At 43.5% G+C, this 24,753-nt stretch carries 18 protein-coding genes; 15 read left to right on the top strand and 3 right to left on the bottom strand.

Translation table 11 applies throughout. The features are described from left to right. Positions 1-41 precede the first annotated feature (41 nt). From HW45_RS23690 to HW45_RS23620, 15 genes are read left to right on the top strand one after another with little or no spacing between them, the layout of a single operon-like run. Entirely contained in the window at positions 42-1,439 is a 1,398-nt protein-coding gene (locus HW45_RS23690; RefSeq protein WP_038230299.1) for a type VI secretion system contractile sheath domain-containing protein, read from the top strand. Beyond that, positions 1,436-1,852 (top strand): type VI secretion system baseplate subunit TssE, encoded by a 417-nt coding sequence (gene tssE / locus HW45_RS23685; protein ID WP_038230298.1) that lies wholly within the window; start codon positions 1,436-1,438, stop codon positions 1,850-1,852. The genes HW45_RS23690 and tssE overlap by 4 nt, the downstream gene beginning before the upstream one ends. Next, positions 1,845-3,605, top strand: a complete 1,761-nt coding sequence (gene tssF, locus HW45_RS23680; RefSeq protein ID WP_038230297.1) for a type VI secretion system baseplate subunit TssF — start codon at positions 1,845-1,847, stop codon at positions 3,603-3,605. The genes tssE and tssF overlap by 8 nt, the downstream gene beginning before the upstream one ends. After that, positions 3,596-4,552, top strand: coding sequence for a type VI secretion system baseplate subunit TssG (locus HW45_RS23675; protein ID WP_051868333.1), 957 nt, complete (start codon positions 3,596-3,598; stop codon positions 4,550-4,552). Before tssF ends, HW45_RS23675 begins: the two co-directional genes overlap by 10 nt. Positions 4,553-4,596: 44 nt before the next feature. Further along, positions 4,597-7,203 (top strand): type VI secretion system ATPase TssH, encoded by a 2,607-nt coding sequence (gene tssH, locus HW45_RS23670; protein ID WP_038230296.1) that lies wholly within the window; start codon positions 4,597-4,599, stop codon positions 7,201-7,203. A gap of 16 nt (positions 7,204-7,219) precedes the next feature. Beyond that, positions 7,220-9,811, top strand: coding sequence for an MFS transporter (locus HW45_RS23665; protein WP_038230295.1), 2,592 nt, complete (start codon positions 7,220-7,222; stop codon positions 9,809-9,811). Next, positions 9,808-10,851 carry an ABC transporter substrate-binding protein gene (locus HW45_RS23660; RefSeq protein ID WP_038230292.1) on the top strand — a complete coding sequence of 348 codons (1,044 nt, stop codon included), beginning with the start codon at positions 9,808-9,810 and terminating at the stop codon, positions 10,849-10,851. Before HW45_RS23665 ends, HW45_RS23660 begins: the two co-directional genes overlap by 4 nt. Positions 10,852-10,906: 55 nt before the next feature. Beyond that, positions 10,907-11,572: a transporter substrate-binding domain-containing protein gene (locus HW45_RS23655; protein ID WP_231892977.1), complete on the top strand. Its 666-nt coding sequence runs from the start codon at positions 10,907-10,909 to the stop codon at positions 11,570-11,572. 2 nt (positions 11,573-11,574) lie between these two features. After that, entirely contained in the window at positions 11,575-12,522 is a 948-nt protein-coding gene (locus HW45_RS23650; RefSeq protein WP_038230290.1) for an FHA domain-containing protein, read from the top strand. Further along, on the top strand, positions 12,522-13,013 hold the full coding sequence (gene tssJ, locus HW45_RS23645; RefSeq protein WP_038230288.1) for a type VI secretion system lipoprotein TssJ: 492 nt from the start codon (positions 12,522-12,524) through the stop codon (positions 13,011-13,013). Before HW45_RS23650 ends, tssJ begins: the two co-directional genes overlap by 1 nt. Positions 13,014-13,036: 23 nt before the next feature. Next, positions 13,037-14,368, top strand: a complete 1,332-nt coding sequence (tssK, locus tag HW45_RS23640) for a type VI secretion system baseplate subunit TssK (RefSeq protein WP_038230287.1) — start codon at positions 13,037-13,039, stop codon at positions 14,366-14,368. 3 nt (positions 14,369-14,371) lie between these two features. Beyond that, the gene (gene icmH, locus HW45_RS23635) at positions 14,372-15,550 is read left to right on the top strand and encodes a type IVB secretion system protein IcmH/DotU (protein ID WP_038230285.1); all 1,179 of its coding nucleotides are present in this window, start codon (positions 14,372-14,374) and stop codon (positions 15,548-15,550) included. Positions 15,551-15,585: 35 nt separating this feature from the next. After that, on the top strand, positions 15,586-18,981 hold the full coding sequence (tssM, locus tag HW45_RS23630) for a type VI secretion system membrane subunit TssM (protein ID WP_038230282.1): 3,396 nt from the start codon (positions 15,586-15,588) through the stop codon (positions 18,979-18,981). A 2-nt stretch (positions 18,982-18,983) separates the two neighbouring features. Then, on the top strand, positions 18,984-19,760 hold the full coding sequence (locus tag HW45_RS28490) for a protein kinase domain-containing protein (protein ID WP_051868331.1): 777 nt from the start codon (positions 18,984-18,986) through the stop codon (positions 19,758-19,760). A gap of 52 nt (positions 19,761-19,812) precedes the next feature. After that, entirely contained in the window at positions 19,813-20,538 is a 726-nt protein-coding gene (locus HW45_RS23620; RefSeq protein ID WP_038230280.1) for a DUF3581 domain-containing protein, read from the top strand. An 80-nt stretch (positions 20,539-20,618) separates the two neighbouring features. On the opposite strand, the gene HW45_RS23615 is transcribed toward HW45_RS23620, so the two are convergent. The 3 genes from HW45_RS23615 to ydiJ form a co-directional block, all read right to left on the bottom strand. Beyond that, positions 20,619-21,113, bottom strand: a complete 495-nt coding sequence (locus tag HW45_RS23615) for a hypothetical protein (protein ID WP_038230642.1) — start codon at positions 21,111-21,113, stop codon at positions 20,619-20,621. A gap of 82 nt (positions 21,114-21,195) precedes the next feature. Continuing rightward, the gene (locus HW45_RS23610; protein ID WP_038230278.1) at positions 21,196-21,660 is read right to left on the bottom strand and encodes a methyltransferase family protein; all 465 of its coding nucleotides are present in this window, start codon (positions 21,658-21,660) and stop codon (positions 21,196-21,198) included. 54 nt (positions 21,661-21,714) lie between these two features. Then, positions 21,715-24,753, bottom strand: a complete 3,039-nt coding sequence (gene ydiJ / locus HW45_RS23605) for a D-2-hydroxyglutarate dehydrogenase YdiJ (protein WP_038230277.1) — start codon at positions 24,751-24,753, stop codon at positions 21,715-21,717.

Genomic DNA, 24,753 nt, shown 5'->3' with positions numbered 1-24,753 from the left:
ACCCTTGTGGTTGCGGCCAAATGCTGCGGTAGTTGATGTAGATGTTTAGTACAGACTGGCAAAAACAATTTAACGCGCTCGACCCCAAACAAGACTCATACTTGTTTGACGCACTCGCAATGATGGTCGAACTAGCTAAAAAAGAGCACCAACACTCTACTTATTCAGCAGAGCGTATTATTGCGCAAATTACTCAACTTATTCTTGTCTTAGATGAGCGTCTCTCTAAACAAATGGATCTCATTCTGCACAATGACGACTTTCAAGCTCTGGAGGCCAGTTGGCGTCAGGCACTTTACCTCGCAACACAACCCGTCAGCAGGCAAAGAACCAAACTCAAAATTCTTGATATGAGCTGGGAAGAGGTATCAAACGACCTCAATCAATCATATTCCATCAAACAAACTTTTTTATTCAATACCATTGGCAATAAAGAACTGAATACACTCGGTGGACAACCCTTTGGTTGTATCGCCTTCACACACCCTATTTCCATGGACCTAGACGTCAATAGCGAGTTTGACGACATCTACACATTGGGCTTAATTGGTCAGCTGGGCGAACAAACTTTATGTACCATGCTTGCTTCCCCTGATTCACTTTTTTTTGCCGACTCAGGCGCCGACTGGCTTTCCAATACTCAAAGAATAGAAAAAGTCTTAAACGGGCCCGACTACACAGCTTGGCAAGCTCTACGCAAGCAACCTAGTGCTCGTTTTCTTGGCTTAGCGATGCCACGCATCAAATTACGTCAACCGTATAAAGATCACCGCTGTGGATTCCTTTATCAAGAAAAAGGCGCCACGCTTTGGGGGTATGCCAATATCGCTTTCCTATCTACGGTCATGAAAGAACACCATCGTATCGGTTGGTTTGGCTTCCTAAAAGCTCGTTGGAACGATAAAGAACAAGGGGCTCTTCTGGCTTGGAAACACAAAACATCTGAGCTTACTTACAGCGAATGTGACAGTTATTTGTTTGGCAGAATCGCTAGCTTTTATTCCAATCAAGGTTTCATCTCTCTCGCGAGAAACTCATTAACAGGCAAGCTCTACTTCTCTGGTAACAATTCTGTATGGGCACCATCAAATAGCGATAACGACAAAGTTTTGGCTCAACTACAAACGACGCTGATGTGCTGTCGTGTTGCCCATTTTCTCAAAGTTCAAGTGCGTGAAATGATTGGTAACTTCAGTGATGCGCGAGAATGCGAACAATTTCTCCGTAACTGGATTGAGAAATTTTCCAGTAATGTGAACTACGCCAACGAAGAGACCTTGGCAAAATACCCGCTCAGCAAAGCACATATTGCTGTTAATGAGATCGAGTCCCTCCCCGGCCATTTCTCTTGCACGTTACGAATGGTTCCCCAATATCAGTTCGACCATTTCAATGGCGAAGTGATATTAACTACGGAGCTTGGGGAGGTCGGCCAGTGAGTTTCTACAGTGCTTTTATTCAATCATCTCGCCAAGACGATGAGATTGACGACATTCGCTACCATCTGACTCGATTGCTAGAGTCTGAAGCACCATTAATTGCGGTTGAAAACAGTCTTTCTGAGGTCAGACGCTCTAGCTTTACCTTTGGTATTACTGATGTTCAGCTGCTGACTGCCAACCTCGACCAAACACAGTTGGCAAGAAAAATAGAAACATGGCTTATCACATACGAACCGCGATTATCCGATGTTTCCGTGGAGATGTTAGAGCGCCGTGAAGGACAAAACTGTATTCAATTTACTATTTTGGCCAAACATCTATCTCAGGATGGTGAACAGACCCTCGTCTTTGACTCGAAAATAGCGCTTGGTGACTTCAGTGCCAAGATATCAGAGGAAGAATATGACTGATCCTTTGCTTCGATATTATGAAAGAGAGCTAGCTTTAGTGAAGCGTTCCTTAGGATTTTATGCCGAGGAGCACTCTCATATTGCCTCGCTACTCGATATGCATCAAGGACAAATCGAAGACCCTAGCCTCGCTCGTTTACTGGATGGCGTTGCCCTGCTCAACGCCAAAACAGAAATGGCATTGGAAACCCAATATTCGCAAGTTATCGATAGCTTGATAGACGTGATATACCCTTCCATCAATCAACGAGTTCCAAGTATTGGTTACGCAGAACTGAATGCACCGGATGGTATTACAGAGAATGCGAATATTCCAATAGGTAGTCAATTCTCAAATATGATTGGAGAGCAAGAGTGCCTGTTTCAAACGGTTGATAACTTAGCGGTTAACCCATTCACCATAACAGATATATCGGCAACTACTGCACCGTTTCTAGTCCATAAGCCAGAAGAGGCGGAGCTGGCCAATGCTGCGCTTCAGATTCAATTATCAACGGGGGATGAAGGTGTCCACTTTTCCTCGCTAACTTGTTCTGACTTAAACTTCTTTGTAAAAGGTTTTGCTAACAACGCAGACTTGTTAGTAGAACTTCTGCTCTCAAACTGTCTTGCTATCTCCCTATCAGACAGTGAAAACAACACAATTTCTGAGCTAAGCGGTGTGCAATTACAAAGCCGTGTCGGTGATCCTGACTTTAAGTTTTTACCCGCAAAAGGTAATCAGTTTGATGGTTTTCAAATCATAAGAGAGTTTTTCTTATTCAAAGAAAAGCGACAGTTTTTCGTTTTAAGAAACTTCGCGAGCGCTATTAGCAAGGTTAATGACCATCAATGTACTTTGAATATCTTCCTTAATGACATTCCTTCTGAGTTTTTGCGTTTATTTGATACCGACGTCATTCGTCTGAATGTTGTGCCCGTAATTAATACTTTCGAACACATAAGCGAACCGATTACTGTAGATGGGCGTCGCCTCGCTTATCCTATTCAACCTAATAGTGGCAATGACTCTGTCATCGACATCATCAAGATCCAATCAGTCAAACAAATCACTGCGTACGGAGATGTCGAACTGGTGCCTGTTCTCGGGGACAAATACAAACACAGCAAAAAGACGTACGGTACAAGCACTGCCTATTGGGAAGCGAAAATGAACTTAGAGCGACAGTTTGAAGTCGTCGTTTCAGAGTCTCTTTATCAATCGGAAAATGCCACGCTAATTGCCCGCTTATTGTGCTGCAATGACAAACTAGCCTGTAGTGCGTCTGGTGAGCTTGAATGCCGAGAGAGCATTGACCTTCCCGGAGTCATGACCCTGATGTACCCGCCATCCGCGCCGCAAGATGTACAAAATAGTGAAAAGTCATTAAGCCAGCTGATTGGACTTTTAACATGTAACTTTAACTCCTTGTTGCAAAGCGATGATCCCGCATCCATGCTAAAAGGGATTTTTAAGCTATTTGCTCATGATGCCAAAAACCTTGATGAAATTAACACCATCAACAATGTGAAATTCCAAACTCAAGTCTCTACGCTGCGAGTTCACAATAAAAATGTATTTGTCCCGGGTACAGAAATCACAGTAGAGCTCAACTCTGAGATGCCCTATCACTCGTTCTCAATAGTCATGAACGAGTTTTTCAAACAATTCTGCAGCTTTGACCGCTATATACAACTTAGTGTCAATCTATATGGTAAGCCGCAAAGCGGCCTCTGTTTTGCTAAAGTTCACGGGAATCAGCTATGTCTTTAAAACTATCTAGTTCGCCTATGAACGGCCTCTGCAATAAGCCCGATGATTTTGAGTTTGCTCAAGCTATTCGTGTTCTGCAGTCATATTGTTCTGACAATCCTCAGAACCGGACTCGATTGAAACTAGAACCAGAAGTCATTCCCAGTGGAGATTTAAGTGACGTTAGTCAGGTAGAAGTTACCAATAGACAAATACGTTTATCTATCGCAAAGACTGCTTTGTCCGGTGTATATGGTGTCATCCCTGATTACATCTATGAAGAATTGCTTGAAGCATTACATCAGGAAGACGAAGGATTAAAAGCCTTTCTTGATGTCTTCAACCAACGTCAGTTTGAGCTTACTTACAAACAAGAGACACGCGCGTGGTTACTACTTCAAAATGAGCAAAACAATAAGTTAAATACCACGCTTTATCATTTGTCAGGATTGGAAAATAGCAATCGTCATTTGATTCAATACACCATGCTACTCGGTCAAAATAGCCGAAACCTTCGTACGTTAGAGCAGCTATTAAACGACTACTACGAACTAAAGATCTCGGTACAAGTCACTCCGTACGAGACTCGAAAGCTACCTGAAGCCGCAACTAGTAATATTGGCAAATCTGTTAAGTCTAGGAAAAACAATAAATTAGGACACGGCTTATTAATAGGAAGTTGCTGTGACGTACCGAGTGCCAGCATTAAAGTTTATATCGAGCCTCAGAATAGACATGAAGTCGAACAGCTCAAACGGGATTCAAGATTGGCAAACGATGTGAAGTCGACGGTTCAACATTACCTCAAAGATGACACTCCAGTAACGATCTATCTACTCATTCTTAGGCAGCATCTAAATGCGCCAGTTCTTAGCTCCAACGCTTTGACCTCTGCGAAGCTGGGAGAAGTCGACTGCTTAGCTCCTGAGCGTTTTCCACAATCCAAGGTACGAATAAGGCTACGCTAGTCTAGCTTTAGGACTCTAGGGATATCAAAAAAGGGAATTTATACATGGCACAAGTAACACTCACTAATTTAGTTAGCAAGCTCTCACCCGAATTAAAGCAGGCTCTAGAAGTATCGGCTGGAGCAGCAATGAACCAAGGGGTGCCCGCTATCGAAGTAGAGCATTGGATTTTGCAGCTCATCTCGCAGAAAGACAAAGGTCTAGAAAACCTCTGTCGTTCTCAAAACATTGCTCAAGATGCCTTGGTTAATGAACTCACGGATAAAATCACTCGTCTTCCTAAAGGAAGTGAAGGACAACCAACACTAAGCCATGAGCTCACTGAATTGATTAAAGATGCGTGGATGATTGCCTCGGTAAACTACGGACATGGTGAAATAATCAGTCTGCACCTTATTCAGTCCATGCTTCAACAAAACGTGATGGGTGTTTCCACTTTGAAACTTGAGAGCTTGAAAGATGTTTCCACTGAATCTTTACAAGGTCTTATTCGGAAAAGTGGTGCGCCGACTTCTACCACCTCCCATGGCACTAGCACAGGTGGCGAGTCGTCTAGCGGTGGCGATGCGCTCTCAAAGTACACTATCAACCTGACTCAACAAGCTCAAGATGGCAAGATCGACCCCATTTCTGGACGCAACAGTGAAGTGCGTAAAGCTATTGATATTTTGTGCCGTAAGAGACAAAACAACCCTATTTTCGTAGGAGAACCCGGTGTCGGTAAAACCGCAGTGGTTGAAGGCTTAGCGCTTCGAATTGCAACTGGCGAAGTGCCAGCGGCGATTCAAGGTGTTCAAATTCACTCTTTAGACCTTGGGCTCCTCCAAGCAGGAGCAAGCGTTAAGGGTGAATTTGAAAACCGACTAAAAGATGTCATTAACGAAGTCAAAAACTCCGAAGAACCCATTATCGTCTTTATTGACGAAGCACATACGTTAATTGGTGCTGGGGGTGCAGCCGGACAAAATGACGCGGCGAACCTATTAAAACCAGCCTTGGCTCGTGGCGAATTCAAAACCATCGCAGCAACGACTTGGGCGGAATACAAAAAGTACTTTGAGAAAGATCCGGCTTTAACCCGAAGATTCCAAGTTGTCACCATTGAAGAACCAAACGCAGAAGATGCAATGCAGATGCTAAGAGGGGTTGCCGACTCACTTCAAGGACATCATGGTGCCTTCATTACCGAGTCAGCCATTGCAGCCGCCGTTAATCTGTCAATACGCTATTTACCATCACGACAACTTCCAGACAAAGCCATTAGCTTGCTCGACACTGCAAGTGCTCGAATTGCATTAACTCAAGGCGCAAAGCCAGAAATCATCGAGTCTTTAGAACAAATGATTCGCTATCAAGAAAACGAATTGATGGCATTGACTAAAGAGCAAGCGCTATTCGGTGGCAATGAAACCGATATTGCAGAAGTCACACAGCAAAAAGAGCAAAACCAAAATAAACTCGACGCCTTGAATATTCAGTGGAATCAAGAAATTGAGCTAGTTGATAAAATTAAAGAAATACAATCTGATATCAGCAACGCGAGCGAAGAAACCGAAAACCCTGCTCAACTTACGGCAGAGCTGAACAAGCTGCGAGATGAGCTGGCAGAACTACAAGGCGAGACGCCTCTGGTTCACGCATTGGTCGATGAAGGAACGATTGCTGAAGTGATTGCAAACTGGACTGGAATTCCCGTTGGAAGCATGTTGAGTGATGAAATTAATAAGCTGCTTACTCTGGAGTCCGAGCTCGATAAGCGTGTGATTGGGCAGAATGTGGCCAAACAAGAGCTCGCTAAGGCAATTCGTATCTCTAGAGCAGGCTTGACCGACAACCGTAAACCTATCGGCGTGTTCTTGATGTGCGGCCCAAGTGGTGTTGGTAAGACTGAAACCGCCATGGCACTTGCAGAACAGCTCTATGGTGGTAGCAACGACATGACCATCATTAACATGACGGAGTTTAAAGAAGAACACAAAATATCAATGTTGCTTGGTAGCCCCGCGGGCTACGTGGGCTTTGGTGAAGGCGGTGTATTAACCGAAGCGATTAGACGCAACCCCTACTCGGTTCTGTTACTTGATGAGATGGAGAAAGCGCATCCTGGTGTCCACGATCTCTTTTATCAAATCTTCGATAAAGGACATATCAAGGACAGTGAAGGCCGTAGTGTCGATTTCAAAAATACCATTATTATCATGACCTCAAATGCGGCTGACCAAGCGATTTGCGATGCTTGTGACGAAGCTGAATCCCAGCTTGATAACAGCACGCTGCTAGAAATGATTCGACCCGACCTTCAACGTTACTTTAAACCCGCATTTTTGGGCCGTACGACCATTGTGCCTTACTACCCACTTAACGATAGTGAGCTAGGCAAGATAACCGAAATATCACTGAATCGTATTAAGAAAAAACTGGCTGAGCAATACCAAGCATCATTCCGATGGGATGAGTCGTTCATTAACTACGTTGTGGAGAAAAACAACGACCCAACAACTGGCGGTCGCGCGGTAGAGCAGATCATTAATCGCTCGCTCATGCCCAAGTTAGCTGAAGAGTGTATTAATCGCTTGAGCAGACAAGAAGCCATAAATCATGTGGAGGTCTCAGGTGATGACAAAAATGGTTTCTCTTTGAGTATTAGCTAGCAAAAAGGCGATAGTGATGAGTCGACAAAAAACGGACATTCAGGATGAAAGTGCAAAGAGCAAGTCTCGCGGTATGTTACCGGGACTTAGCTTCAAGCTTTCTTTCGCTATTTTTGTCGTCTTGTCACTGTCTATTTTCCTGACCGCTAGCCTAAACTACCTAAATTTTGATAAGCGTTTAACTGAGACGACTGACTCCAAATATAAGGTGGTGATGCAAGAAACCTTGTCCGATATCAACAATGCTATTGCCTTCGGTGTTCCTTTGCATGGCATCAGCAATGTGCAGTCTCTATTGGAACGTCATTTAGCCAGCGTTTCTGGCCTTATCGCTCTTGAAGTTACCAATAGACAAACTGAGCGACTCTACTTTGCCAACCAAGCTGAGGTCTCTGTCACTGAGAGCCAAGCTAAACAGCTACGCACACCTATTTACAATGCATTCGGTCAGTTGGACGGCGAGATCTCACTCACTTACTCCCTCGAACATTTAGGCTCGTTGCGTAGTGGGCTCATTTCAAAAAGTGCGTTCTACGCTGTAATTTGGATTGCTATTGCGACACTGTGTAATTTAATTTTCATTCACGGCATCACAAAGCACATGTTGCGCCGAACCTCAGAGGTCGATCAATGCTTGTCATCGAAAGAAATTGCTGGATGTAAATTTGAACTTGCAAGCCAAATTATGGAAGGCAACCAACAGCATTTGACCCATTGGCAAAAATTCAGACAAAGACATACCACGATGTTGATTCTGGTGTTGGCATTCACCACCACTTTTGTTGCCAACTTTATGACTTCATTACAAATGATGGACTACTTCGCGGATATCTATCAACAAGAATTAAACGAAAAAGCCTCCATTATTGCCTACTCACTCGTTCAATTACTAGATTACCTCATAGCTAACGGCTTTGATGTTGCTAACCTACGTGGTCTTGATAGTGAGTTAGCCAACTATCTGGTCAATCACAATGACATTATCGCGATGTCTATCGTCCAAGAATCACAAACATTGGTGAACGCTGGTGCTCAATTCGATGAGTTGCAACTCAACACCCATTTATTCCCACTCAATAACCACGACACCATCGCCTTAACCATATCATCTGACAAGAATCTCGTTGCTACTCTCCTCAAAGAGAACTTGCTCGATATGTTATCCATATTGGTTGCCTCTTTGCTAGTCGTTACTGAAGTGATTCTTTTCCTATGTAACTATATGATCATGTCACCGTGGCACCAACTAAAACAATTAGTTGCTCGGCTCAGTAAAGGCTTTTCAGACACGACGGCTAAGGTCACAAGCCGTGATGAAATCAGCACGCTACTTTCGAAAATAAACCGAGCAACCCTAGCAACAAACACCTCGCAAACATCGGTAATTGAACATCAGAACTATCGTTTTGTCCGTCTACCATTATTTTTGTTTGTCTTTGCCGAAGCGGCGTCTCTTTCTTTCTTTCCCAACTATGTCTCGACCTTAGTCATGGATGTCTCTTGGATACCATTAAGTATGCAAGCGAGTTTTCCAATCTCGTTATTCATGTTGGTCTGGGCGATTTCTCTACCCTTTGCAGGATACTGGTCAGATAGATTGGGACGACGTAAAGCGCTTATCATCGGTGGTTTGGTTATTACTGTTGGCATGGTTTCCACCAGTTTGTGCAATACGTTATCCGCTATGCTTCTCAGCCGAACCATAACCGCATTAGGTTATGGGTTAGTATTTATTTCAGCACAAGGCTTTGTCAGTGACTATACCGACGACTCAAATAGAACCAAAGGTATGGCTACGTTCTTGTCTTCGTTCTTCTCAGGCTCTTTGTGCGGAGCAGCAATAGGAGGCTTATTTGCTGACCGTATTGGATATAGTGGCACTTTCTTTTTAGCTTCGGGAATCAGCATCGTTGGCGTGTTGTTAGTTTGGCGTTTCTTCGAACAAGGCGGCAATAACCAGTCCTCAGTGCCAATCAAGCTATCCGACTTTAGTGATTTGTTGAGCAATAAGCACTTTGCTCTTATCAGCTTTTGTAGCGCGATTCCTGCCAAGGTAGTGCTTACAGGCTTTCTCTATTATTTATGCCCGGTTTATCTGCAGCACCTTGGCGAGAGTAATGCCATGTCTGGACGTATTTTGATGATCTATGGGTTAGCCATTGTGGTTATCTCTCCCCTAACTGCGATATGGATAGACAGATTTAGAAACAAACTTGTCTTCGTAGTGATTGGCGGGCTGTTGTCCTCATTTGCTTTGCTCAACATCTATTACTTTAATGGCACCCTTGGATTACTAGTTGTTGTTCTCGTTGTTGGTGTCGCTCACAGCATCGGTATTTCACCACAGATCCCTTTGGTGATGAGTCTAATGAAAGTCTCCACCAGTGAACGGGGTAAAGCGATTGGTATTTTTAGACTTACAGAGAGAATCGGTAATGTAACAGGTCCTATTTTAACCGGAGCATTGCTTGGCATTTATGGGTTTATTAACACCGTAATGATTCTGGGCGGACTGCTATTTATCAGCACCATAAGCCTTGTATTGGTGTATTACTTTTGGCAAAAGAAAGAAAAAATATTTAGTGACGTTGAAGGGGCTTCCGCATGACTAGATCACTTCAATCCATCGCCTTAATCATAACGTTGCTGCTTACGTCAGTACTCTCGGCAAATGAAGATAGTCCTAGCTCTAATTTGTATGACTCCAAACATGTCGTCATGCTGCTTTGGCGAGGGGTGACTCAAGCAGAGCAAGGGTTTGTTGATGAAATGAATAAGAATGATAACGTCCGCATCACTATATTAGATGCGGATAAGAACCGAGAAACTTTGGCGAAGCACATCGATTCCTTGGAAGGCCTTGAGCCTGATCTTGTTTATACCTTTGGAACGACTATTACCTTGTCACTTTTGGGTAGCACTAATGCCCCTACGGAATTTAACAGTAGCGGTGAAGTTCCGGTTGTCTTTAATATTGTGAGCGACCCGATTGGTTCAAAAATAGTAGATAGTGTAGATAGCACACAAAGAACCCAGAACTATACCGGAGTTAGCCATATTGTCCCCTATGAAGTGCAGCTTAACGTCATCAAGGAGTTGGGGAATATCCGTACTGTTGGTATTTTGTTTAACCCACTAGAAAACAATTCACAAATAGCTGCAAACACTTTGCTGGCCGTCGCGACACAAAACGATATTAACGTCAAACGCTACCCAGTCAAGAAAACGACTAAAGGCATAGACGAGAACAATATTCAATCTCTGGTCGCTGAGATGAAGAAAGATAATGTGGATTTAGTATACCTGCCGGCGGACTCGTTACTAATCTCGAATGCCAAGGCCATTACCGATATTGTACACGGCGCGGGGCTACCTACTTTCTCAGCCACAGAATCACCAATACGCAATAGTGGTGCACTTGTTGGTGTTGTTAGCCGCTATTACTATGCTGGTCAATTTGCAGCCTTTAAAGCGCAGCAAATACTCACCGAAGATACTTTTGCTGGAGATATACCCATTGAAACACTCCAACAGTTTTCCTATATCGTTAATGCCGATACCGCAAACCTAATCGGGTATTTCCCCCCCGTTTCTATGTTAAAAATTTCAGAGTTAGTAAGGAATAAGGATGTTCTTGAAACCCAATAACATGACAAGTTATCTATCATTTTCAAGGCGATGTATCTTGTTGCTCGCTAGTGCCATGATTGCATATGGTGCTGCGGCTAATACGATAGGCCCATCTAGATTGATGTTAACAACCCAAGACTGGCCGCCCTATCAATATTATGAACATGCCGAGATGAAAGGTGTCGCCATTACCACAGTCAAATGCGCACTTGGCTCAATGGGTCAACCATACCAATTTACTATGACCAGTTGGTCTGATGCCCAAATGCGAGTCCAAAATGGCAATCAGCATGGCTTTTTTGTCGCAACTGAGACACTGGAACGAAATGAGTATGCAGCAGTTTCAACCCCGATCGCCGAACAGAAGATTAACTGGTACTTCGGAGCGGGTGTCGAACCCCAAATCACCGAATTGGATAAACTCAACCTCAAATTTTCTGCAAAATTTGGGTCAAATAAGTGGTTTTGGCTTAAAAGACAGGGATTTAACGTAGTGAAGCAGCCAAGAGATGCTAAAGTTTTATTAAAGCTGTTAAAACAACGTGAAATCGACATTGCACTTGAAGACCAACTGGTTTTCGAAAATGAGCTAGACGTAGCTGGGTTATCCAAAGACTACTTTCGCTCACAGCATATGGAAACCAAGAAGATGGGGGTCTACTTTTCAAATCGATTCCTCAACGAATACTCCGGGTTCTTAACAAGCTTTAATCGCGCAGTGGAAAAGTGTAAGGGGTAACTATGGCCATTAGTATTCATTTAGTGTCAATTCCGGAGCAGGAAGCTGTCGCGTCCCGAATTGTCCACCTTCCAGAAGAAGGTGGAGTGATTGGCCGCAGCCCTGATTGTGATGTCGTTTTGCCAGATCACTCTAGTCGAATATCACGTAAACATGCTGCCATCACACTGACCAATGACGGTTACTTTATTCAAGACTTAAGTCGCAATGGCATTAACTTAAATGACAAATCGGTACAAGGTGGGCTTCAGCTGCCCATTAGCGATGGCGATATCATTGCAATAGCAGATTACAGCCTTCTCGTCAGCACATTGACAGCCTCGAAAGCGGCTGAGGTCAATAAGGAAGTCGATGTTGATACCCTTAGTTTCAACATCAACGCCAGCGATGATGTTGATTTTCTTGAAACCAGCACACTCAGTTCAATACAAGTCGAACCTATGACCAACGATTTTTCTACCCAGAATGTACTGGCTGAAGACCCATTTTCATCGGATCCTTTTGACGGGTTTGAACAGGAAGAGATTTCTCGATTTGAAGAACCAATCAACAACGTACAACACGTCAACTTTAGCGAAGAAACAGAGCCCTCTTCGACTATTGAGTTCGTTCCCATGAATAGAGAAAACGACGACATTACCTCGTCGCTACAGCAGCTTATTGCACTATCAAAAGAAAACCAAAGCCTGTTGCAAAACCCATCATTTCAACACGACCAACTTTTTGCTGCCTTGGAACAAACCATAGAACAGTTTTTAGATGAGTTCTGCCCTGAGCAACTGGAGTCTCAGTTTAACGAATATGTAGGCAACAGTCTGTTTGTGAACAAAGAGAAGCGTTACTGGCGCATTTACAGAAAGACCTTCGAGCGCAGACAGAAGAATGGTGATTTTCGCCGCCAATTTAAAGCGCTGTTTATTGAAAATATGCAACGCGGAGGAGAAGACTAATGCGGTTATCAACGCTATCAACCGCTTTGTTTGTGCTCAGCATTACAGCATGTTCTTCTGACCCCGTCCCTGTGACTACGGCCTATAGCATGACTGTTAATGCGGACGATACTATTAACAAGTATCAATCTGACTCAGCCAACCCTGTCGTAGTGAGATTATATCAACTCGCGAGTAAAGAGAGCTTCGAACAAAGCAGCTTTATTACTCTGTATAACACCGACCTCCAAGCGCTAGGAAGTAGTCTGGTGGTCAAACAAGTTTTACCGTCAGTGATGCCTGACAGTAACCAAACTATCTCACTAGATATCAACAAAAATACCCAGTACATCGCCGCATTAGTGGAGTATGCCAACTACCGTGAAAGCAATGGAAAAGCAGTAACTGCTGTACCCACTGATGGTGAAAGTAGCATCGCGCTTAGACTATCTGGACTTAATGTAGAGCTTGACATCGTCGCTCCTGAGTCCAGTTGGTGGCAGATATTCTGATAGAACGATAAAAAGGATTTTTCGTGGACGCGCATAAGAAAGTAGTATGGAAAGAAGGCATGTTTATTGCCCCTCAACATTTTCAACAGCAGGATAGATTTGTCCAAAACTATGTGAGACAAAACGTCGACACTCTCTCTCATTTTGCCCCATTTTTTGGTTTGACGGAGCTCTCTATTAACACAGACCTGTTAAAGATTGGAAAGTTAGCCATCACCCAATGCTCTGGGATTTTCCCCGACGGCACTCAGTTTAACACCGTCAAAGAAGTCGCCATAAATATCCCTGTTGGTACTGTCGATAACACTATATATCTCGCTCTACCTTTAGCTCTGCAGGGCAATAACGATTATTGCGAGGATGAGAGTGGGACAAGCCGTTATGTCACCAAGTCCATCAATGTATTTGACTCAGCAACTCATGAAAACACCAGCCTTGAAGTGGATGTCGCAAGATTAAACGTTCAACTTCTGTCTGACCACGATGACCACTCAGGTCACTCGTTGATTCCTGTCGCTCGCATACTTGAATGTACTGAGGCAGGAGAAGTCATTTTAGACCGAGCATTTATCGCAGCGTGCCTTCACTACGGCGCGTCACGTTATCTAACGGATAAAGTCAAAGAAACACATGCCTTACTGGTCAGCCGAACACAAAACCTATTTAAGCGTATTCAAGCAGGTCAAAGTCAAAAAAGTGACCAGTCGTTAATGCTTGATTACCTATGGCTACAAACTTTGAATAGTTGGATGCCTTGGTTTGATTTGACGTCACAAAATGAGCGATATAGCACTTACGACTTGTACGTACACCTCAATCGTTTTCGTGCTGAGTTAATGGCATTAAGTCCTGAACTCGCCCCGGAGGCGAGCGCGCTAAAGGTGGATAAGTTGTACAGTAACTTCAGCCCGCTTTTCGCCGATTTACGTAACCTCTTGACGCTTGTTCAACAAGACTCGGTAATAGAGTTCACTTGGGATACTGCACTATTTGAAAAACGCCGACTACTTCGAACTATTATTAAAGACCCATTATCTGTCCAATCAAGGCGCTTTGTGCTTAGCGTCACCTCGTCATTGTCGGCCGGTGAACTCAGTGAAACCTTCATAGCTGCGGCGAAACTAAGTAGTAATACCCGCATTGTTGAATTGGTTCGTAACTCTCTCTCGGGTATCAGCCTGACCGCTCTTCCTGTTGCACCAAGCGAACTTAAACCGGTTCAAGGTACGACCTATTTTGAACTCAATACTTCAGACCCTATGTGGCAAGAGATGCTAACGATGAGGGATGCCTTGGCGCTTCACGTCGATACTCGCGTGCCTGATCTTGAAGTACATTTATATGCGCTGAGGTAATCCATGCTCGACTACTTGGATGAAGAGACCGTCATTTGGGAACAAGACCCAAAAAAGAAACTGTCAGAAGTTAGCTCTGATAAGCCTGCAGTATTTCGCACACCAGATGCTGGGAAAATGGAGTTTCTTAAGCAATTCGACAAATCAGAAAATCAGCTTATTAATATTAGTGCCGAGCTCTTGGCTGTGACATTAAAAATCGACAGTATTCCCGAACCAGATGATATCGCCGAGCTAAGAGAACAATTGGTAGCGAGGATTAGTGATCTCAAGGACAAGGGGAGTCACCTCAATTATCCCGTGGCTGTCATCGATAAGTTGTGCTTCTTATTTGCCGTAGTTCTTGACGAATTTATCGTCTATACCGATTGGGGTGAAAAGCGCGGCTGGGAAAACAAAACACTTCTCAGTGAGCTGTTTGGAATGAGAAATGGTGGTGAGCTGTTCTTCTCCGTGGCAGAAAAGGCCGTAAGACAACCCAATAAAATGATCGACCTTATCGAGATCATCTATCTTTTCTTGAGTATTGGATTCAAAGGGCAGTATCACTCACAAGGTTCTGAACAGCTTAAACGCTTTATCCACCAGCTAGAACAGATATTAAGTCAATACCGCCAATCGACTCGCATTCACTGTCAAACACGCGTGCCACACCCTAAAGTCCGCCGCCCTAGCCGCAAAAAGCGCTATGCCGTTATCAGCTTGCTGTTTGCTACACTTATCGGCTCAACGTTAGCCCTCACCTACTTCTGGTATAGTAAAACTCTACCACAACGATCCCGAGATTTTACTTATCTGCCAGATTTCAGCCAGCGATATATTCTGTCTGGGCAAGTTAATGATATTGTATTTATTTCAAGCGATAGCGACCTTTCATCCCCTCCTATTAGAGGAAGTCGAGTAGAGGCTCAACAGAGTCCGCGTGTTGCCGCCTCTCCAATCAGTAGCGACTCTAAACTCTGGTTAGTTCAACTCGCCACCTTCTCAAATGAACAAAATGCACAACTGTTTATTGAGCGTTTGAGTGCCAGCAAGTACGAGCCTCGAGTCGATGGTTATAAACAGTATTTTAGAGTAGTTGTTGATGTTGAGGATCGTTCGCAAGCGATTCAAACCCAAAAATGGCTCAAAGATAACCAAAATATTGATTCAATTGTGATCAAGACAAACAAAAAACAATAACGATCTAAAGACAGTTTTCAGGGAAGAAAATAGACATGGCAGATGGAAAAAAACAGAAGACAACTGCAAAGCCATTAATCAGCGGTATTTCCTCCGGATTTTTACTTTGTATATTACTTTTGGTAACTGTGTGGTTTACGCCAGCACTTAAGACCTACCTCGTCATAGCGATTGCTCTTTGCATCATTCTATCTGGCATCCTTGGTATCTTCGTCTATTGGTTTAGCCGAAAGAACAATAAACCTAGCGACCCTGATGAGAATAAAAAGAAAGAGCTTGTTACTAGACGATGTCAGTTACTGCAAAAACACTTTCAAAACGTACTTAAAGTTCAGAAGACAAACAAGAGACTACAGAGTCGTTATGATTTGCCCGTCTATCTTTGGTTCAGTGACAAACCGCAAAACGATTTCAATGTCATTACTCAAATGGGCTACGAAGCTTACCAAGTGGACGAGTTTGGCAATGATATCGAGTTCCCTATTCTTTTCTGGCTCAGCGAACACTCGTTGGTTATATCGGTTAGCCAAGGAGAGGACCAACACCCAGAATACCTCAAGACACTCTACAACTGCTTGAAAAAATGGCGTCCTAGACAGGCCCTCAACGGATTACTGCTAGCAACCAATGCTGACGCATTACTAGGGCAAAAAGAAGCCATAAAGATGAGAGCGGATCAGATAAAAGCCGATTTAACGCGATTGAATCGAACCTTTGGTTTGTCTATTCCGGTGTACAGCATTATCACTCACAGCAGCAGCATCAGTGACTTCTGCCAATACTTCTCTGGTTTTGAAGACGCAAAGCGTGAAGATGCATTTGGCTCAATGATGCCATTTAGAGAACACGGTGGCATTGACGCAGACTGGTATGATCATGCTTATGATGCCTTGATAGGTCAACTGATTGCCAATATGACAAGTGCCCTCTCAGGGCAGCTAAACCTAGACTACCGGAAGTCTATCGCCGCGGCTCCACTTCAATTTGGACTGTTAAAACAAAACTTGTGGCTACAACTAAACCGTATATTTGGCGTCAATCAGCTGGGTGATGGCTTGATGTTCCGTGGCTTTTTCTTCACTCATGAAGGAAGCGACAGTAAGAACGTCGATGCACTAGCCGCAACAATCAGTAACGACTTAGGTCATGAGTTCTATCATCCAAAATCTAGTCAACCAGTTCAGCAAGTACTTTTTGCCCAGCATCTTATGACTCATGTTTTGATCCCTGAACACATGCTTGTAGGAGTAAATAAGAACAAAGAAAACTGGTTGCTGACCATGCAAACCACTTATACACTCCTATGCGCTTTATTACTAATTGCAATACTCACAATCATCAAATTTGATTTCGACTTCCAAAGCCAGCGAGAAGCTCGCGCAGATGCTCTTCTAGAGCGCTACAAAGAAGCCATTACCGCGTCACCTTATGATGTGGAAAATCTTGCAGACAATATTCCTAACCTTTATTCACTTCGCAAGATCTACGAACTTTATAACAAGCCAGAACCTTGGTACGTCTTACCATTCATGCCTTCTTACACTATTAAGCCAGAAGTCGAAGTAGCCTATATCACCGAGTTACAAGCCGTGTTGATGCCTTCTTTAGAAAAGTCGTTGGCCAATGACTTATTCGTATACGTAAACCTTGAAGAGCAAGCAACAACACTTTCATTGCTCAATAGTTATCGTTTGCTATTTACTCCTAACAAGAACAATACCGAGGAGCTGAGAGCCTATTTTGTTCAATCTCTGGAGGATCAAGGAGTAGGTACAACGAGTACTCTCAATCAATTGACTAGCTTACTTGATGATGCCTTCGCTAATCATTTGATACCTCTGGAATCTAATACTGATTTGGAGCAACTGGCTCGTAAAGTCATTAATCAAACGGGTATTGAAACGCTGCTTTATCAACATATTAAGAGTCAAACCAAATACGCCAATCGAATAGATATTCGCTCAGAGCTCGGTAGCAACTACTCTCAAGTCTATTCATTTACTGCTGGCTTTGTAGGTTACCTTGTACCCCATATCTATACCCCGAGTGGATTTACCGAGTTAGATCTTTCCGTAGACTCCCCTATTATCAAGGAAGCTTTATCAGCCTACGCAGGTGTTGCTGGCGAAGCTCCGAGCGCATTGGAAATGTATCGGATTAGTCGAGACCTACGCCAACTCTATAAAAATGATTACATCAACTATTGGAAAGACTTCACCAATAACATCGTCGTCAATCCGGTTAAAGATGACACTGAACTCAGTCGCCTTCTAACATTATTGACCAACGCGGGAGATAACCCGATCCAAAATTATTATAATACGGTCAGTAAATATACGACGATAAACATAGAGCCAGTAGAGCCAGCGAAAGACGAGAAAGCCGCCGAAAAAGAACAGACACCGGTTGACCAAGATCAACTGGAAGCAATGAGACTGATTAATGTCAGTTTTTCCGATTTTCATAGCTATGTCAGCTCGGTAAATGACGCACCAAAACCAGTAGACCAATGGCTAGCTACAGTCAAAGCCGCGAAAGCTTACCTTGATACTTTCTATCAAGCTGAGGATGCTCGCAAACTCGCTTATGACACGTTGGCAAAGCCATTACAAAGTTCCAACCCGATAGCCGCTATACAACTCATTGCCTCAACTCAACCCACTATGACTAAGAATTTGTCTGATGCGATTACTCAACTTAGCAATGATGCTGTTTTATCACTGGCGCATCAGCATTTGAACCTGCAGTGGAAAAACTCAGTACTAACCACATTCCAGTCGAGCTTAGCCAGTTACTACCCATTCAGCAAAAATGCAGAAACTGACGCAAGTGTTGCTGACGTAAAAGCGTTCTTTTCTTCGAGTGGTGCTTTTGAGGCTTTCAATAAAAAATACTTAAACTCCTTCTTACAAGGCACAGAAGGAAGCCCTTACCTTCCCGGTCTGCTTCCTCGTTCTGGGTTAGAGATCACACAGGAAGTTTGGGATATGGTTGATGTTGCTAATCAAATACGCAGCGCGCTATTTTTGGCATCACCAGACAATGTTTCGGTTAAGTTCCAAATGAAAGCCTTAACAATGAGTCCAAAAGCGACAGAATTTATGATTTATAGCGATCAACCACTGTTCACCTACCGGCATGGGCCAACCCTGTGGAAGTCCATCAGTTGGGATGGAGAGCAACAGGCAGAGGATAACCTTAATATTGAACTTAAAGACAGCGTGACATCGTTGTCCCAGTCCAATTTCAGTGGTAACTGGAACTGGTTTAAGCTTATCAACTCACAATTAGTTAAGGCGGATAATCAAGGCGCGGAGATTTCCATTGGCAACAAAGGCGAGCAAATTCGTATTTCGGTGAAGACGCAAGGTCAAGTAAACCCATTTACACCCAATTTCTTTACTCAATTTAAGTTACCTGAAAATATATAACGATGTTTCGAGTTGAGTTTAGACATGATCAACAAGGACTATCACTCATAGCATCAGTCCTTGAAGTTCAACCTGAAAATATTGAATGGCATTCAGACCATGTTTTTGAGTGCCACTCAACAAAGTTCGGTCATTTGAGAGGCCGTTTAGGTCGAGGCATAACCGCTAAAAAACAGCTACAACTTGAAGTCGAACTAACTGCGCTCATTTCCCCACAAGATGTGTCACCGCGGCAATCTCTGATCTCTTTAGATGAGACTCACCTACTCCTAACGGCTTGGATAGAAGGCGAAACATTGAGTCAACTCGCGCGAAGCCATACCACACCTTTAAGTTGGCATCATGATATTGAGCAGCAAATCCTAGCTTTGCATCGTGCAGGTTACGTGCACGGTGATATCAAGCCCAGCAATATCGTCATTGGACCTAATGGACAAGCTACGCTAATTGATCTTTCAATGGCTATTAAAATTGGTAGTTCATTGGAAACACTGCCTTTTCGCCACTATTCACCGTCATACTCTCCACCACAGCAAATAGACGCGGTCGGTAACATAGAGCCTATATTGGATTGGTATGCCTTAGCTATCTGTTACTGTGCCACTCATCGTGCACATCCTTACGAGGGCTTAGATATTACTCAGCATCAAACAAGCAAAAAGTTGAAGTTTTTTTCACAATGCCGGACCAGTTATCAGAGAATTATTACTCACACACTAGCTGAGTTTCAGAAAGAAAAGCAAAATTCGTGTCATATCACATACTGGATGGACCATTAAAGCCAATTACTCATATATAATTCGTGACAATTGAGTTTAATCTAAGAGTATTATGTTTCTAGCTCCTTACGTTTCTACTAACAACGAACAATTCGAGTTCACACGCCAACAAGCAAGCCACTTTGCGAAAAAAGTAGCGGGCGACTTTAACCCTATCCATGACGAAGACAACAAGCGTTTCTGTGTTCCTGGCGATCTACTGTTTGCAGTATTACTGCAAAAAGAAGGAATCAGTCAGAAAATGCGCTTTGATTTCTCAGGGATGGTCAGCGATGGCGTCGCTCTAAACGTTGTAGAAAAGGGCGAAACAGAAAGTACCGTTGTAGATCAAACTGGCAAAGAATACCTTCAGATGACTCACGATGGTGAGACAAGCCACAACCAAGAGTTTATCGAACACGTAGTCACTAACTATGTTCAATTCTCTGGTATGAATTTCCCTCACATCATGGTTCCGCTCATGCAAGAGCAACAGATGATGATCAACTGCCAGCGCCCTCTAGTTATTTACGAGAGCATGGAAGTGGAATTTGAACACCTGAACCTCACCCACCCTGAAGTCGAGTTCACTGGCGCAACTTTTGATGTAGAAGGTAAGCGCGGTGTGGTTACGTTGAACTTTGCATTTAAAGAAGACGGGCTTGTTGTGGGCAAAGGCATTAAGCGAATGGTTGCAAGTGGTCTTAAACCTTATGACAACGATGCAGTTGATGACCTAGTATCACGTTTCAACGAAAGAAAGACCTATTTTCTTGAGCAGTTCAACAACGCGGCCTAATCAAAAGTAAAAGCAAAAATGAACATTCAAAGCCTCGACTTATGTCGAGGCTTTTTGGTTTGTTATGCACGCATTTTTCACTAGTTGAGCGTTATAGAAGCTGATTGAATATCTCGGTATTGCTTTAAGCTATCGAAATAGTAATGTGCTTTTTGCACATGCTCGAGCTCAAGCATCCAAGTGGCGTTTCTTTGGCAGCAGCAAAAATTAGCGATTTTGTCGAGCAACGCATTACTTTGTTTGTCCAATACTTCTCTGACACTATGTATCAGGGAAGTTTGCTCAATTGAAAGGAATTGAAAAGTAGCATGAGCATTGTTTAGTACATCAAACGCTTGGTGTCGCTTTCCTAATTGATTAAAAATAGCAGACTGTGATACCGCTGCGTCATATAAACCGGTCAACATGCAGGCAAACTGACAAGGCTTTATACTTGTATCATCAAGAGCAGCATAAATATGTTGAGGAAGGTGGTGCAAAACTTCATCAAAAAGATGGTAAGCCTCTGGCCAATGACCTTGTTCTACTAATTGTTCTGCTTTTAAAAAACGATTCCAACACGCCTCAATATTCATCGCTAAATAGTTCCAGTCCACAATACCGACAACCATTTAAATGTAAATTAGAATCAATTGCAAATAAATATCATTTGCAATTCTATATCCAACGCCTTACTTTCGATTTATACGAAAGATAATCATCACCAAATATTTTTTCCATCGCCCGCTCCTCGGGTTTAATCTGAAAACGGTTCATATACGGTATAAAAAACATCGACAAGAACAGGCTCAACCCATCTTCTAACCAGAAGCCCCAAGACAATAACAACGTAAATAAAGCAACATACATCGGGTTTCGAGTTTTCGAAAAAATACCAGTGTCGACCACACTACTTGCTTTAGTCGGCTTAGTTGGATCAACCGTTGTTTTAGCCTTCTTAAACTCAAGCACGCCTGAAATACCCATGTAACCACTAAAAACAAACAGTGCTGTAACCCAAATCGACTTAAGCGGAATATGTATATATAGCCAGCCGTTATCAATAGCAGCTAGTGCATACATCGAAACAGCAAACAGGATAAACAACAGTACTGGGGGGATTTTTAGTTCAAACGCTTTCATTGATTATTCCTTTATCAATAATAGAAGCGCCCCAATTTGGGGCGCTTCTAAGAGTTAGTTCAGTAGTTGTAGCAGAGCCTGTACAGGATGGTTGACCTTCACATCTTCAAACCTTTTTACCTGACTTCGACACGAATAACCTGTGACTAGGCAGCGCTCTTTTGGCAACTTGTCTAAATTTGGCTGCCAACTTAAGCCATAAATATCTTTCGACATTTGCAACTTGTCTGATTCATGCCCAAACGTTCCTGCCATACCACAACAGCCTACAGGTACTGTTGTTAGTCGACCGCCGAAATGATGGAAAATAGCGCCCCACTCTTTTTCCGCATTAGGCATCTTGGTTTTCTCTGTACAGTGTGCAAACAAATACCAATCTGCTTCATCCACCATCTCAAGAGCGTCTTTATCTCGTACCAAAGGCATGAGCCATTCGTGCGCGGTTAACACATTAAATGTCCCACGTTCCTCTTTAAGAATCTCTACATATTCATCGCGGTAGCACAACACTAAGGCGGGATCGACTCCAACCAATGGGATGTTCAACTGAGCCACCTGTGTTAAGAAATCAGCCGTTGATTTTGCCCCTTTTGCAAACTGACTTAAAAACCCTTTAATGTGAGCGGCTTTGCCATTGGGCTTAAAAGGTAACAACACCGGTTTCTTACCCATTTTGAGTATTAGTTTGGCAAAATCTTCGACCACTTCAGCGTCGTAGAAACTAGTAAAAGGATCTTGGACGATGCATACATAGTCACTGCGTTGACCCGCAGGAATAGCCTGTAACTGCTCCAGGCTAAACTGAGCAACAGGTTGCGATTTCAAACGTTGTTTGAGAGTAGGAACAGAAAGAAGCGGCGCGTCAATGTAGCCAACTGTTTTCTCGGTGAGCGTCTGAACAACTCTCTGGTTCAATCCAAAATTGACCACTTTGGGGAATTTGGCCATATATGGCAGTAGTGTCTCGATATTTGCCACTAAATAATCTTTGGCAGGTCTTTGATATCTAGAGTAATAAAGGTTTAGGAATCGAGCTCTGAAGCTTGGCACATCAACCTTTATTGGACATTGGCTAGCACACGCTTTACAAGCGAGGCAACCATTCATGGCATCATATACTTCGTGGGAAAAATCATATTCATGACGTTTATTAAATGTATTACGCCACTTCTCAATTAACCCTTTCGCACTATTTGAGCGATTAATATTGGTCTCTAACTCAAGAACGTCGAAACCCTGTTCCGATAGCTGTCTTAACCACTCGCGCACTAAGCCAGCCCTACCCTTTGGTGAATGGCGTCGGTCTGCGGTAACTTTCATAGAAGGACACATAGGCGAAGCGGTGTCATAGTTAAAGCACAGACCATTACCGTTACATTCCATTGCTTGGGCAAAACTATCACGAACTTCAATCGGGATCTGTCTGTCGTATGTTCCTCGCTTGGTATCCGAGACTTTAACGAGCTCATCCGTACTCTCTAACGGAGTACATATCTTACCGGGGTTCATTTTGTTCAACGGGTCACACGCGGCTTTAATGCGTCTGAGTTCATTAAACAGTTGCTCACCGAAAAAATCAGGGCCATATTCAGAACGGAAACCTTTCCCGTGCTCCCCCCACATAAGACCGCCATACTTGGCGACAAGCTTGACGACTTCATCTGAGATTTGATGCATCAACGATTCTTGGTCAGGGTCGCACATATCAAGCGCAGGCCTTACATGAAGCACACCTGCATCCACATGACCAAACATGCCATAATTCAACCCGTGCCCATCGAGTAAATCGCGAAACTCGGCAATAAAGTCAGCCAAGTTCTCCGGTGGCACACAAGTATCCTCTGCAAACGCAATAGGTTTCGCGCTGCCTTTCACGGCACCCAAGAGGCCAACCGCTTTCTTACGCATATTGTAAATGCGTCCAAGACTAGCAACGTCGCTGGTCACTTGGTAACCAATGATACCGTCCTGCTCTGTCTTCAGTTTCTTATCTAGACTCTTAGTTAAAGCCGCTACCGCTTGGGTCACCTCTTCTTCATCTTGCCCCGCGTACTCAACCATATTGATACCCTGCATTTCTTTGCCTGGTACATCGCTAATGAGGTCGCTCACTGTATGCCAAACAATATCCTGCTTGGCCAGATTCAATACGCGTGAATCAACTGTTTCCACAGATAATGCATTTGCTTCAACCATGAAGGGAGCATTTCTCAATGCAGCATCAAAACTGTTGTACTTGACGTTGATGAGAGTACGAGCTTTAGGGATCGGCGTAAGATTCAGCTTAGCTTCAGTGATAAATGCCAGTGAACCTTCTGCACCACAAAGAATTCGCGTAGCATTGAAACTCTCTGTCTTTGGATCATAAGCGTTTTTTAGATCATAGCCGGTTAAGAAGCGATTTAACGGTGGAAACTTTTCGTCAATCAGTACGCGGTTTTGCTTACATACCTGTTCAGCAACCTGCAATGCATTGGCAGCGAAACTGTCTTGCTCTAGCTGATTCAATGAGCCGTCACTTTCCAAAAGCGAACCGTCAGCAAACACCGCTTGCAGCGATAGCACGTGATCCGATGTCTTACCGTACTTTAATGAGCCCTGACCGGACGCATCGGTATTGACCATTCCACCCAGCGTCGCACGATTACTGGTAGAAAGATCTGGGGAAAAGAAAAAACCATAAGGACGCACGGCATCATTTAGCGCATCCTTTACAATACCAGTTTGAACTCTTACCCACCCTTCTTGTTCATTAATCTCAAGGACCTGGTTCATATGTCGGGATAAATCGACAACAATGCCTGACGTCAAGGACTGCCCGTTAGTCCCTGTGCCGCCGCCTCTCGGAGAAAACGCAATAGCCGCGAATTTTTCTTGATTAGCAAGTTTACCTATAAGCTGTACATCGGCCGTAGTTTTTGGATGCACTACCGCTTGCGGTAATTTTTGGTAAACGCTGTTGTCCGTTGCAACGGCAAGGCGACTCGAATATTGAGTTTCGATATCCCCGGTAAACCCTTCAGCCTCAAGCTGTTTCAGATAAACCAGTACGGTGGGGTTAATGTCGGTTTGAGAGTGTAATCTTGGTAACAT

The sequence above is a fragment of the Vibrio sp. ER1A genome (genome assembly GCF_000733315.1).
Taxonomy (GTDB): Bacteria; Pseudomonadota; Gammaproteobacteria; order Enterobacterales; family Vibrionaceae; genus Vibrio; species Vibrio mediterranei.
This window is presented reverse-complemented; position numbering and strand designations above follow the sequence as displayed.